Source organism: Nodularia sp. UHCC 0506 (assembly GCF_034931045.1).
GTDB lineage: Bacteria > Cyanobacteriota > Cyanobacteriia > Cyanobacteriales > Nostocaceae > Nodularia.
This window is the reverse complement of the sequence record NZ_JAYGHH010000063.1, coordinates 9,139-22,175: the sequence shown is the minus strand read 5'-3', so window position 1 is coordinate 22,175 and position 13,037 is coordinate 9,139. Positions and strand designations below refer to the sequence as shown.

The 13,037-nt window shown below is 40.0% G+C and carries 11 protein-coding genes; 6 read left to right on the top strand and 5 right to left on the bottom strand.

Going from position 1 to position 13,037, the window contains the following annotated elements:
• Positions 1-181 precede the first annotated feature (181 nt).
• From VB654_RS22955 to VB654_RS22945, 3 genes are read left to right on the top strand one after another with little or no spacing between them, the layout of a single operon-like run.
• On the top strand, positions 182-2,377 hold the full coding sequence (locus VB654_RS22955; RefSeq protein ID WP_323216133.1) for a GAF domain-containing protein: 2,196 nt from the start codon (positions 182-184) through the stop codon (positions 2,375-2,377).
• A complete protein-coding gene (locus VB654_RS22950; protein WP_323216132.1) occupies positions 2,374-2,820 on the top strand; it encodes a response regulator in 447 nt (148 codons plus the stop codon). Before VB654_RS22955 ends, VB654_RS22950 begins: the two co-directional genes overlap by 4 nt.
• A 5-nt stretch (positions 2,821-2,825) precedes the next feature.
• Positions 2,826-5,084 (top strand): response regulator, encoded by a 2,259-nt coding sequence (locus VB654_RS22945; RefSeq protein WP_323216131.1) that lies wholly within the window; start codon positions 2,826-2,828, stop codon positions 5,082-5,084.
• A 17-nt stretch (positions 5,085-5,101) separates the two neighbouring features.
• On the opposite strand, the gene VB654_RS22940 is transcribed toward VB654_RS22945, so the two are convergent.
• Positions 5,102-5,524, bottom strand: a complete 423-nt coding sequence (locus VB654_RS22940; RefSeq protein ID WP_323216130.1) for a Fur family transcriptional regulator — start codon at positions 5,522-5,524, stop codon at positions 5,102-5,104.
• Positions 5,525-5,716: 192 nt separating this feature from the next.
• Between VB654_RS22940 and VB654_RS22935 the strand changes: the two genes are divergently transcribed.
• Positions 5,717-6,265: a peroxiredoxin gene (locus VB654_RS22935; RefSeq protein WP_323216129.1), complete on the top strand. Its 549-nt coding sequence runs from the start codon at positions 5,717-5,719 to the stop codon at positions 6,263-6,265.
• 258 nt (positions 6,266-6,523) lie between these two features.
• Positions 6,524-7,879, top strand: coding sequence for a glutathione-disulfide reductase (gene gor / locus VB654_RS22930; protein ID WP_323216128.1), 1,356 nt, complete (start codon positions 6,524-6,526; stop codon positions 7,877-7,879).
• A 65-nt stretch (positions 7,880-7,944) separates the two neighbouring features.
• Here the strand turns inward: gor and VB654_RS22925 are convergent, their stop codons facing one another.
• The 4 genes from VB654_RS22925 to VB654_RS22910 form a co-directional block, all read right to left on the bottom strand.
• A complete protein-coding gene (locus tag VB654_RS22925) occupies positions 7,945-8,160 on the bottom strand; it encodes a toxin-antitoxin system HicB family antitoxin (protein WP_323216127.1) in 216 nt (71 codons plus the stop codon).
• 63 nt (positions 8,161-8,223) lie between these two features.
• Entirely contained in the window at positions 8,224-9,546 is a 1,323-nt protein-coding gene (locus tag VB654_RS22920; RefSeq protein ID WP_323216126.1) for an ATP-binding protein, read from the bottom strand.
• Between the two features lie 164 nt (positions 9,547-9,710).
• Positions 9,711-10,979: a tellurite resistance TerB C-terminal domain-containing protein gene (locus VB654_RS22915; RefSeq protein WP_323216139.1), complete on the bottom strand. Its 1,269-nt coding sequence runs from the start codon at positions 10,977-10,979 to the stop codon at positions 9,711-9,713.
• Between the two features lie 211 nt (positions 10,980-11,190).
• Complete coding sequence (locus tag VB654_RS22910; RefSeq protein WP_323216125.1) at positions 11,191-12,558, bottom strand: ATP-binding protein; 1,368 nt, start codon at positions 12,556-12,558, stop codon at positions 11,191-11,193.
• A gap of 61 nt (positions 12,559-12,619) precedes the next feature.
• On the opposite strand from VB654_RS22910, the gene VB654_RS22905 reads away from it, so the two are divergent.
• Positions 12,620-12,940: a TMEM14 family protein gene (locus tag VB654_RS22905; RefSeq protein ID WP_323216124.1), complete on the top strand. Its 321-nt coding sequence runs from the start codon at positions 12,620-12,622 to the stop codon at positions 12,938-12,940.
• Positions 12,941-13,037 lie beyond the last annotated feature (97 nt).

Genomic DNA, 13,037 nt, shown 5'->3' with positions numbered 1-13,037 from the left:
AGATTTCTTCAGCCAGCCCTAAATATGGTTTGTTGTTTGCGTTGCCGTAGGGAATTGGGAATAGCTATCTTTCATCCCCAATTTTTCTGATTTATTCAACTAAAAATTTACAATCCCCTACACTGGAACTATGCTATGAAACTTTAATTTTTTAAATTTTTAAATTTTTTGATCAAACCTGATGGATGCTGAATCGAATAATTATGAAGCGGCGAGGCTGGAAGTTCTGCGCCAGTATCAGATTTTGGATACTGAACCTGAAGAAGCTTATGATAATTTAGCTCAATTAGCTGCCTTTATCTGCGGTACACCCATAGCTTTAATCAATTTTATTGATGAACATCGGCAGTGGTTTAAAGCAAAACTAGGTTTGGATGTGGCGGAAATGCCCCGGAATGTTGGCTTATCTTATTTTTGCCAAGAAAGGCGGGATGTTGTCATAGTACCAGATGCTTTAGCTGATCCCAAGTTGGCAACCAATCCGGTGGTGACTTCGGAACCTTATGTCAGATTTTATGCAGATGTCCCCTTGATTACTCCCAATGGTTATGTGCTGGGAACTCTGTGCGTAATTGACAAAGTACCACGGCAACTAAGCCAACAACAAGTTGAAGCACTGGTGGCTTTGGGTCGCTTGGTGATTAACCAACTAGAACTCAGACGTAATGTATCGGTAGTGTCTCGGTTTAGTGAGGAGTTGATCACTCATGAGCAAGCTGCTAAAACCCGAATTACAAATATACTCGAAAGTATCACTGATGCTTTTTTTGCTTTAGATCAAGATTGGCGATTTACATATATTAACAGTCAAGCAGCAAAACTGTTAGAGAAAAGCAAAAATCAGCTATTGGGTCAAAATATCTGGAAAGCTTTACCAGCAATGGTAGAGACAAAATTTTATTGTGAGTATCACCGAGCGATCGCTCAACAAGTTAGTGTGGAATTTGAAGAGTTCTATCCACCTCTGAAGGGTTGGTTTAGCGTTCATGCCTATCCCTCGCGGGATGGTTTGTCTGTATATTTCCAAGATATTACCGAAAATCAGCAAGAGGAATTAAGTCGGCAGAATCAGCGTTCGCAATTATTTGCAGAAATCACTCTCAAAATTCGTGAAAGTCTACAACTAGACGAAATTCTCCAAACTACCGTGAATGAAGTCCAAAAATTCCTCCAAGCTGACCGAGTTTTGCTGTTTCAAGTTTGGGCTGATGGTTCGGGAACAGTGGTACAAGAAGCTGTGTTACCTGGTTGGCCTGTGGTTCTAGGGCAAGACATCCTCGACCCCTGCTTTCAGGAACAAGGCTATGTGGAAAAATATCGTCTAGGAAGAGTTGCTGCCATTGTAGACATTGAACAAGCTGATATTCAAGACTGCTATCGGGAATTTCTGCAAAATTTAGGTGTCAAAGCGAACCTTGTTGTCCCGATTCTGGTCAGAGGAAATCTTTGGGGCTTGCTGATTGCTCATCAATGTGCTACACCTCGCCAATGGAACAGCTTCGAGTTAGATTTATTACAACAGATAGCCAATCAAATTGGGATTGCGATCGCCCAAGCCCAGTTATTAGAACAAGAAACCCTTCATACTCAGGAATTGGCTCGTTCTAATGCGGAACTAGAACAATTTGCCTATGTAGCTTCCCATGATTTGCAGGAACCGTTGCGGATGGTGACTAGTTATTTACAGTTGTTAGAACGCAAATATAAAAATCAACTAGATGCTAATGCCGAACAGTTTATTACCTACGCTGTTGATGGGGCGCGGCGGATGCAAAGCCTAATTAATGATTTGTTGAATTATTCCCGTGTTACCAGCCGGGGACAGCCCATTGTTGAAGTTGACTTTCAGACTATTTTTGATCGAGCGATCGCTAATCTCAAATTTACCATTGAGGATAGTGGCGCAATCATTACCCATGATCCTTTACCTGTAGTCATGGTTGATCCTAGCCAACTCACCCAAGTGTTACAAAATTTAATTGCTAACGCCATCAAATTCCGGGGAAAATCACCAATAAAAATTCATCTAGGAGCAGTCAAAGCCGAACCAACAGATCAACAACTGGGGGGGTTTATTCAGAATTTCGACAAACCACAGACTCACTACCTCAACCCGCCCCTACCCAGTCCCCAAAATCAATGGCTATTCTCCGTAACCGATAACGGAATTGGTATAGAATCCCAATATGCTGAACGCATTTTTGTGATATTTCAACGCTTGCACAGCAGAAGTAAATATCCAGGTACTGGAATTGGGTTGGCAATTTGTAAGAAAATTATAGAACGCCACGGCGGCCGGATCTGGGTTGAGTCGAAACCGGTTCAAGGCTCGACTTTTTATTTCACAATTCCAGAAAAGGCTGATAAACAATCGTGAATAATTCCACAGCGATTATGCCCATAGAGGTTTTGTTAGTAGAAGACAACCCCGGCGATGCCGAACTGACCAGGATCGCCCTCGAAGATAGCAAAATCGCAGTTAACTTGAATGTGGTTGAAGATGGTGTCGAGGCAATGGCATTTTTGCGAAAACAGGAAAACTATGCTAAAGCACCTCATCCAGATATTATCCTGCTCGATTTAAACTTACCCAAAAAAGACGGGCGGGAAGTCCTAGCAGAAATCAAAGCCGATCAAAATCTCAGGCGCATTCCTGTAGTTGTGTTGACAACTTCTCAATCGGAGGAAGATATTGTTAAAGCTTATAACCTGTCCGCTAATTGTTTTATTACTAAGCCAGTGGACTTTGACCAATTCGTTAAAATTGTACAATCTATAGAAAATTTCTGGTTTGCAATTGTAAAACTGCCACCGGAGTGAAATAAATGGCAGGAAAATCGATTAAAGTTTTGTTAGTCGAAGATAACCCTGGTGATGTCTTTTTATTACAAGAGTTATTACAGGAAGTAACTACAGCTAAAGTGGAGTTGCAACCAGCAGAGCAGCTCTTTGAAGCCTTAAATTTTATAGCTAGAGATAGCTTTGATGTCATCCTTTTAGACCTTTCGTTACCTGATAGCCAAGGACTAGACACCTTTATCAGCATGGCGCGTCAAGCTAAAGCTACTCCGATTATTGTGCTAACGGGTTTGGATAATGAAACCCTGGCACTACAAGCGATGCAGTCAGGCGCACAAGATTATTTAGTCAAGGGTCAAGTAACTGGTGATTTACTGGTACGTTCCATGCGTTATGCTATTGAGCGTCAACGCTCCGAAAATGCCCTGCGCCAAAGTGAAGAACGCTTCCGGGTGGCTTTAAAAAATTCTCCCATCTTTGTTTTCAATCAAGACATAAATTTATATTACACCTGGGTTTATAATTCTATGTCTGGATGGACGAGTCAGAATATGTTGGGTAAACATGATTTTGATTTGATTCCAGATCAAGATGCCCAACATCTGACTGCGATTAAACACAGTGTGCTGACTAACGGGATCGGGATGCGAGAGGAAGTATCTATCACTACGCCCCAAGGAACTCGATATTATGATTTAACTGTGGAACCATTGCGGAATGAATCGCAGGAGATTATCGGTATCACTTGTGCGGGTATTGATATTAGCGAACGCAAACTTTCAGAAGCCAAAATTCGTGAACAAGCGGCTTTACTAGATATTACCACTGATGCAATTTGTGTGTGCGATTTAGAAAATCAGATTCTCTTTTGGAACAAAGGTGCAGAAAACCTCTATGGTTGGACAATTCAAGAGGCTGTGGGCAGAAATTTTACTCAGCTTTTAGATAATGAAGCGGCTGAAGAAAACCACGAAGCTTTATTATCTGTCACGGTGAAGGGTAAGTGGCAAGGGGAGTTAACTCAAATTACTAAAACTGGCAAAGAACTCCTAGTAGCTAGTCGTTGGAGTTTGGTACGCGACGCACAGGGAAGGCCTAAGTCAATTCTGATTGTTGATACTGACATTACTGAAAAAAAGCGTTTAGAGTCACAATTATTTCGCGCCCAACGTCTGGAAAGTATTGGTACACTAGCTAGTGGCATTGCCCACGACCTGAATAATATTTTGACACCAATTTTGGCAGGAGCGCAATTGCTACCGATGAAATTCCCCGATGTTGATGAACGGACTCGGCGATTGTTGGAAATTTTGGAAATCAACGCGAAACGGGGAGCCGATTTAGTCAAGCAGGTACTATCCTTTGCCAGAGGAGTAGAGGGAAAGCGGATTACTTTGCAGATGAGGCATTTGATTGTGGAAATTGCCAAAATTCTCCAAGAAACATTCCCCAAATCCATCGAAATTCATACTGATATCCCCAACAATTTGTGGCTAGTTTCTGGAGATAGTACCCAACTCCACCAGGTACTGATGAATTTGTGTGTCAATGCCCGCGATGCTATGTCTAATCGGGGAATTTTAAGTATATCTGCTGAGAATATTCTGGTTGATGAACATTATGCTCGGATGAATTTGGATGCAAAAGCCGGATTATATGTAGTAATTACGGTTACTGATACTGGAGTTGGGATACCGCAAGAAACTTTAGATAGAATTTTTGAGCCATTTTTTACCACCAAACCAGTGGGACAAGGTACAGGTTTAGGACTTTCGACTGTGATTGGGATTGTTAAAAGCCACGGTGGTTTTGTCAATGTGTACAGTGAGGTGGGACACGGTACTTGTTTTAAGGTGTACTTACCAGCTGTAGAAGGAACGGAAACACTCGCTGTTGAAGATGTGGCAATACCTACCGGGCATGGTGAATTAATTCTGATTGTGGATGATGAACCCTCCATTCAGGATGTCACCAGAACATCCTTAGAAAGTCACCAATACCAAACTTTAATTGCTAGTGACGGCATTGAGGCGATCGCGTTATACGCTAAATATACAGATAAAATCAGTGTTGTACTCATGGATATGATGTTACCTTCCTTAGATGGTATCACCGCTATTCGGACTTTGCGAAAAATTAACCCCCAAGTGAAAATTATTGCTACCAGTGGTCTGATATCCAAAACTAAGTTAGAAGAGGTGATTGACACTGGTACACAGACATTTTTGCCCAAACCCTATACCATCAATGAATTACTACTGTCTTTACAGGAAATACTTACGTAATTATTTCACTGCGATGTCTACGGCGAAGGACAACTATCGCACCAACCCCGAACAGTCACTTCATAGCTTTCACCACGTATCCCAGGGCGTAAACTCTTCACATCTACACACTGGAAAGTTTCCCAGGCAATATCTTCAATTGCACCACATCGACGGCAGCAAAAGTGGTGATGAGGTTCAACATTCGCATCATAGCGACAAACCCCTTCTTCTAGTAAAACCTCCTGCACAAGACCCACCTCTCTCAAGGCTTGTAGAGAACTGTAAATAGTCGCCTGAGACGACACTGGGAAATCTTTATTAAGATCCGCCAGGATGGTTTCAACTGTGGGGTGATCTGACCGAGATAACAAATTTGCATAAACTGCGAACCTCTGAGGAGTCACCCTCAAACCCTTAGATTTTAAGGTTTGAATAATTGTGTGTGCCTCTTGCTGCATAGCTGCTGCTACATTTTGAATTTTAACGATTCCCCTATTCTAATCTATGCCACTAATAAATTAGTATCATATCTGAACAAATCTAGAAATTAAGTATTTATAACTATTGAATTTTTCGCAAATCAGAATTATTCTGAGATGAGAGAGCATAACGCAATCACAAACTAAAACTAAACTGACCACAAGATTAATATGGCTGTTATCGAAAAAGTTCCCAACGTTGTATTCAAAACCCGTGTGCGTGACGAGTCAATTGGTGGCCCTAATCCCTTCCGTTGGGAAGACCGTACCACTCAAGATATTTTCGGTGGCAAGCGTGTAGTAGTATTTTCACTACCAGGAGCTTTTACCCCCACTTGTTCCACATCCCACCTTCCCCGCTACGAAGAACTTTACGACCAATTCAAAGCCTTGGGAGTTGATGATGTAGTTTGTGTATCTGTAAATGATGCCTTTGTGATGTTCCAATGGGGCAAGCAACAAGGCGCTACAAATGTTAAGCTGCTCCCTGATGGTAACGGTGAATTTACCCGTAAGATGGGGATGTTAGTTGATAAATCTAACCTGGGCTTTGGTTTGCGTTCTTGGCGTTATTCAATGGTCGTGAATGACGGCAAAATTGAAAAGATTTTCATTGAGGCTGGTTACGAAGATAACTGCCCTACCGACCCATTTGAAGTTTCAGATGCAGACACCATGCTAAGTTACCTAAAACAAGCTAAAACTCCTGCTGCTGTGTAATATTTGAAGGGACTGAGCATTGGTCGTTGGATATTGGGACATTGAGGATGAAAAAATTTCTTTCCTAGTCCCTAGAACAAGAGGGGGAGCATGGAAGCGGGAAGAAAGAAGCAGGGGAGCGGGGAGCGGGTGTGAGTGGGAAATGACTTTACACTCCCGACTGCTTAACAACCTATTCTCTTCTCCCCTGCACCCTGCCATCTGCCCCTCTGCCTCTTCCTCAGTCCCCATATTGAAAATCTAAAACTTGAGGGACACATGAGTTACGATTTCGACTTATTTGTAATTGGTGCAGGATCTGGTGGTATTGCAACTGCTAGAAGGGCTGCGGAATATGGAGCCAAAGTAGGGGTTGCTGAGTTTGACCGACTAGGCGGAACCTGCGTAAATCGTGGCTGTGTCCCTAAAAAGTTAATGGTCTATGCCTCCCATTTTCCTGAGTTGCTTGAAGATTCCCAGGGATATGGCTGGAGTGCAGTCAAGAGTACTCTAAATTGGGAAAAAATGATTACGGCGGTCAATAACGAAGTGACTCGCCTAAATGGTATTTATCAGGGGATGCTGGATAAATCCAAAGTTGAAGTCTTGGAGGGATATGGTACATTTATTGATGCCCATACTGTTCAAGTAGGCGATCGCCAAGTTACCGCAGACAAGATTTTAATTGCTGTGGGTGGGTATCCTGTCAAGCCAGAAATTCCCGGAATTGAATATGCGATTACCTCCGATGATATATTCCACCTCAAAGAACAACCCCAGCGCCTAGTAATTTTGGGGGGAGGTTACATTGGTTCAGAATTTGCTTGTATTCTCAACGGACTGGGAAGCGAAGTTACCCAAGTAATTCGCAATGACAAAATTTTGCGTGGTTTCGATGAAGATTTGCAAACTGAAATTCAGCAAGCAATGGGCAACCACGGCATCAAAATTCTCAATAATAGCGAAATAATTGGTATAGAGAAGACTGACTCAGGCTTAAAGGTGACAGTTAGCCGCAATGGTGATTCTGAGGAGACAGTAATTGTTGATGCCGTCAGTTTAGCAGCCACAGGTCGCAAACCCAACACGCAAAAATTGGGGCTGGAAAATACCAAAGTTCAGCTTGATCAAAATGGCGCAGTTATCGTTGATAAATACAGTCAAACTAGTGAAGAAAATATCTATGCACTAGGAGATTGTACAGATAATATTAATTTAACTCCTGTGGCGATTAATGAAGGTCGTGCCTTTGCTGATACAGTATTTGGCAATAAGTCTCGCACCATGAGTTATGAAAATGTGCCGACAGCCATCTTTACGACACCAGAAGCTGCAACAGTTGGTTTGACTGAAGCTGAAGCCAGAGCCAAATATGGTGATGCGGTGAAAGTTTATCGCAGTCGTTTTCGACCGATGTATTATACCTTAGCTGGTAAAGATGAAAAAACCATGATGAAATTAGTGGTTGATCAAAATACTGATAAGGTAGTGGGGGCGCACATGGTAGGAACCAGCGCTGCTGAGATTATACAAGGGGTAGCGATCGCCGTTAAAATGGGTGCTACTAAAGCTAATTTTGATGCCACAGTAGGTATTCATCCTAGTTCGGCCGAAGAATTTGTAACTATGCGTTAATCAACCTGAAAATGCCCTGGATTTACTAAAATCTGGGGTATTACTATCTGTGACGTTTTGCAATGCTACAACTGGGAATCAAGTTTATCTAATATTTTTAAGCCTTCTTCTGAGTTACCCATTGCGGCCATTGCTTTAAACCTTGTATTGGCATCAAATTCGGACAGAGCGATAGTAGAAAGTTCTTCAATCAGCTTATTGATACTGATACCTTTAGCTTGAGCAAGTTCTTTTAATCTGTTGTGCTTGTCGTCTGGTAAACGAATAGTTAAAGTTGCCATTTTCGTTTAACTCCTAATAACTGCTTCGGGTTTTAATATTGATCAGTTATAAAATCACAAGATTCATAAACTAAACTCTGCTGCGTCATCTTCATCTGCATCTTTACCCATAGCAGTGGGCTGAAATTTAGAACCATGAATTAGTTCACTAAAAGCCATTTTTGGATTTTGATGCAAGATATTTAACAAACTAATAAAATCCCGCACAATTTCCCCTGGAGTGAGTAAAGCCTCTGCACCCAAACGCGTGACAATTTCTTGTACAAATTCCTTTAACTCAGGATTTTTCAACACTTGTTCATAACCGAAATTGAGTGCATGAATCTCAGTTAAACGTTGCAAAAGTGTGAGAATTTCTCCTTCACTCAACGGGTTAAGCCGAATAACTGGCCCTAACTGTTCCTGAACCCCTGATTGTGTCGCAAAACGGCTTTCTTTTGTGCGTCTGCGCCAAGCTTGGTCTGCAAAAAGTCCTCGGTTGGGGTCTTCTAAAAATCTGGTTGTCCCACCAATAAAAATACCCAAATGTTCGGCTTTGCATTGCATGGTGTCATTAAACATGGTTAGCAGTCTGTTATAGTTCCGTTCACGGGTGACTGTAGTTGATATTTGGTATAAATTTACAGCTTCATCAACTAAAACTAATAGTCCCTTATAACCAATTTCTGCCACAAACTTAGCAAATAACTTAATGTAATCATACCAACTATCATCATCAATAATTACCCGTACTCCTAACGCTGCTTTCGCCTCAATTTTAGTGTTAAATTCTCCCCGCAGCCAACGCATAGCCGCATTTTTTAAATCATCATCATCTAAGCGATAGCCACGCCAATAAGCAATAATTACGCTACCAAAATCAAAACCATGTACTAAATCTTCAATATACTGCACTACTTCTCTAATTTTTGCTTCAACTTTGTCATCAAAACCTTCATCATTAGGACGCAAATTTGTTTCTTTGACAACTTCTTGTTGAATTTTATTAATCCATCCTTCTAAAATTGAAACTAAAGCACCGCCATCAGGACGAGTTTTGGTAGCCAGGTGGCTCATTAATTCCCGATAAGTTGCTAAACCTTCATTGTGGGTTCCGGCTAATCGCCGTGAAGAAGATAAATCAGCATCAGCTACCACAAAACCTTGCTCCATAGCCCGGTTGCGAATTAGTTGGAGCATGAAGCTTTTACCTGAGCCATAGTTACCAATGATAAACCGAAATGCTGATACCCCTTCTGTGATGTCATCGAGATTTTGAAATAGGCTTTGAAATTCTTTTTCTCGCCCAACTGCAATATGCTCAACTCCTGTTCTGGGTACTACTCCTGCGCCAAGAGAGTTAATTAAAGCAGTGGAAATTTTTTTAGAAATTTTGAGTTTAGCCATTGAGTTTATTTTGCTGAATTTTTAACGCAGAGGTAGAAAATTTATATTTAAATATGAATTTCACATTGATACTTTTAATAAAATGTATTTTTCGGCTGAGTTTCACTATCTAAAACCCAACAAATATTGTCAAATATTGGAGTTTTTCATCACATAAATGTACTTTAATTTGATGAGGCTTGCCTAGCTACGAGTTTTTCATACATAGCCAACATTTTTTTCGCGTTTACTATATGCTCTGGATACACTTCCGGAATTTCCAAGTTAGGTTCAATGATTAGTTCTCCAATAGTATCATTAGCGTGTTCATTTATAGAATCAATCAATAGATTGGGCATAGTAATATTGGCTTCGGCAATTTGTTTAATAATTACCTGGGGATGATCTTGTTCTACTATGGCCTTTAAAACCTGTATTTCATGCTTGGGAAGAATGTCTAAAAAGTTATTCCATTCTTGAGGTAGAATCTCAGATGTTTCTATTGAATCTAAGGAATCAATTAACTCTGGAAAAGAAAACAAATCATTTGCATCTTCATTTTCCGGTAATGCTTCTTGATTTAATGTTTCTGTTTGTTGGAGTAATTCCCAAACTTGGTTTTGTAATGAGTCTCGTTCTTCTTGCAACAACGAAACTTGTGATTCTATTTGATGTACTTCTGATTGCTTTTCTTTAATTTTAGTTTCTAGGTAGTTGAGATTTTCTGCTAAATTTTCCCTTTCCTTTTTTGTAGATACTAACAATTGTTTTTGCTGGTTAGTTTCACTTTCTAGTTCTTGAACTTCAATTCGCAGTTCATACATTTTTTCCTCTAGTTGGGGTTTGAGTCTACCTAGCAGACTGACATTACTCTCAAGTTCTTGTTTTTCTTGTTGGAGTTCGTCAATTTGATTTTGCAACTGCATAATCTCAGCCCGATATGTATTAATATTCAACTCCAGGCGACGTTTTTCTGTTGTGAGTTGAGAAAAAGCATGATGCAGTTCTGCTTTGTTTTGTTCGAGGGTTGCTATTTCAGTAGCTAGGTTAACGCTTTCAACTTCTAACTGCTTTTTTTGTCCAGCAAATATTCCTAAATCTCGGTGTAGAATATCTCTTTGGTTACGACAATCTAAAATTTGATTTTCCAGTTTTTTCGATTCTGTATATAATAATTTACGATGCTCTTCTATTTGGTTAATTTCTTTGACAATCCGCAGTTTAAGTCCCTCCATTTCCTTAATTCGCTTGCGGTGGGAAGTTAAAACCAACATTTCATAATTACTGCGCCGCTTATCTATAAATAAAGCTGCCGCATAGGTAGCAAGGACAGTAATTACACCTGTAATTAAGGCTTGATTCAAATCCCAGTTGGGGACGAGACTAATACCAAAACTCACACTAAAGGCAACTATGCCTAATATATATCGATTGCTGATCATTGCTGATTGCATATTGGTTTTTTGTAGCGTATTTGAGTTATCAGAATGGGTGGTAGTTAATGCCATTAGGACTCATTCATATTATTTGGAAATGTCTTATTTTAAGTGTTTTTTCAATTTTAAAAGGTATAAGAGGTAATCACCAGCTAATTATTAACTTAACTAGTATTCCCTGGAAGAAGACACAATTAAAAAAGCTTAAATAGCAAGATTTTCATGGATTTTAAAGGTTTATTTTATTGATTTCTGGCTGTAATAGATTGAGTTGAGATAATGCTAAATCTGCTGTTAAAAAATCAATAAACTGCCTGGCTGTACGTCCAGAACGACCATTATGGCGCGTAGCCCATTGTAATGCTTGATATTCTAATTCTTCTGGAGTAATATTAATTTTGGCCTGATCTGCTAGATGTTGGACAATTTTTACATAAGTTTTTTGGTCAGCTGGTTCAAAGGTGAGAGTAAGACCAAAGCGATCGCTAAATGATAACTTTTCCTGCATTGTATCCCAGGCATGGATTTCATCGTGATCTTTGGGTGTTGGTCGATCTCCGAAATACTCACGAATTAAATGACGGCGATTAGAAGTAGCATAAACAACAACATTTTGGGGACGTGCAGTTAAATTTCCTTCTAAAACTACTTTAAGTGCCTTAAAAGCATCATCATCTTCTTCAAAGGAAAGATCATCGACAAAGATAATAAATTTCTGTGGTACTCCCCGCAACTGTTCGACAATTTTGGGTAAATCCTGCAAGTCAGATTTGGCGACTTCCAGCAAGCGAAGATTGTGCTGGTTATACTCATTTAACAAAGCTTTTACCAAAGAAGATTTTCCCGATCCCCGACTACCGTAAAGTAGTACGTGCAGTGCTACCTCTCCTGATAATAAAAATTCTGTATTTTTGATTAAAGTTTCTTGTTGAGATTCATAACCCACCAGAGTATTAAGCTTAATGGGATCAGGATGCTTAATGCCAACAAACTTACTTTCTTGCCAGCGTAAAGCATGATATTCTGCAAATAAGCCTGTACCGAATTGGCGATAATAAGCTGCTAACTCTTCTACAGCATCAGCCCAATTATCTAACTTTTGTAGGAACACAATTAATTTTGTTTCTATGCTGATATTTGGTTCTCTATACCAGACAACAGGTGAAATAGGCAAATGGGCTACAGTTTGTACCCACTCACTCAAAGAAGCGCTGCTACATTCATAAAGGTTTTGCAACACTTGTAAATCATGCTCAACTGCCGCTATTAAAGCACGAGGTAAATCTTCAAAATCTTCCTGTTGAGCAAGTCTACTAAAAGGATTATCAGAGGTCAAAATTTGAGTTATTAAGTAGTCCTCCCAATTTTGGTATCTAGCAGTTAAGGCATAAAAATAACTGCCATAAGCTTTGAGGCAACTACGTGCATCGGCATCAGTGTAGCGTATAGCTTGCAACAGGTCAAGGAAGGCGATCCCCACTTCACTTGACATCACAGATTGATAGAGTAAAAGTGATGCTGCCTGACATTGGAGAAATTGAATGTGGCTATGGCTATAAGATGAGCTAGTTGCTTTTGGCATCGCTGGATTATCCATCAATTAACTGGGTAGTTTAGCTAAAGGTTTATTGTCATAAAAATTTACAGAGGTTGTCATCATGAATTTAAGTATAATTGCTGCACTTACCTATGGCATTTTAGCGATTATTGGTGGCATCATCGGCTACATTAAGGCTAATAGTCAAGTTTCGCTTTTCAGTGGTATTGTTAGTGGTTTGTTACTAATTTTAGCTGCTTACTTTCAAATTCAAGGTCAAGCCTGGGCTTTGATTTTAGCAGTTTTAGTGACCATAACTTTAGTGATTTTCTTTGCCTTCAGATTAGCCAAAACACGCAAGTTCATGCCCGCCGGATTGATGGTGATTTTGGGTGTGTTGGCATTGACGTTAATGGTAAATCAATTGGTTAACAGTAGATAACAATTATTGGCATCCAGTTTTTACGTAGATATTTTCCCCACTCCTCGTTATTTTTTACAATACATTTATACTATAAAAAGTGGATTTTGTCACAATA

Bases quoted from the DNA above. Each gene is read 5' to 3' on its own strand.
- VB654_RS22925 (WP_323216127.1), bottom strand. From the start codon at position 8,160: ATGGCAACTTTAACTATTCGTTTACCAGACGACAAGCACAACAGATTA.
- VB654_RS22910 (WP_323216125.1), bottom strand. From the start codon at position 12,558: ATGGATAATCCAGCGATGCCAAAAGCAACTAGCTCATCTTATAGCCAT.
- VB654_RS22935 (WP_323216129.1), top strand. From the start codon at position 5,717: ATGGCTGTTATCGAAAAAGTTCCCAACGTTGTATTCAAAACCCGTGTG.
- VB654_RS22920 (WP_323216126.1), bottom strand. From the start codon at position 9,546: ATGGCTAAACTCAAAATTTCTAAAAAAATTTCCACTGCTTTAATTAAC.
- VB654_RS22905 (WP_323216124.1), top strand. From the start codon at position 12,620: ATGAATTTAAGTATAATTGCTGCACTTACCTATGGCATTTTAGCGATT.
- VB654_RS22945 (WP_323216131.1), top strand. From the start codon at position 2,826: ATGGCAGGAAAATCGATTAAAGTTTTGTTAGTCGAAGATAACCCTGGT.
- VB654_RS22915 (WP_323216139.1), bottom strand. From the start codon at position 10,979: ATGCAATCAGCAATGATCAGCAATCGATATATATTAGGCATAGTTGCC.
- gor (WP_323216128.1), top strand. From the start codon at position 6,524: ATGAGTTACGATTTCGACTTATTTGTAATTGGTGCAGGATCTGGTGGT.
- VB654_RS22940 (WP_323216130.1), bottom strand. From the start codon at position 5,524: ATGCAGCAAGAGGCACACACAATTATTCAAACCTTAAAATCTAAGGGT.
- VB654_RS22955 (WP_323216133.1), top strand. From the start codon at position 182: ATGGATGCTGAATCGAATAATTATGAAGCGGCGAGGCTGGAAGTTCTG.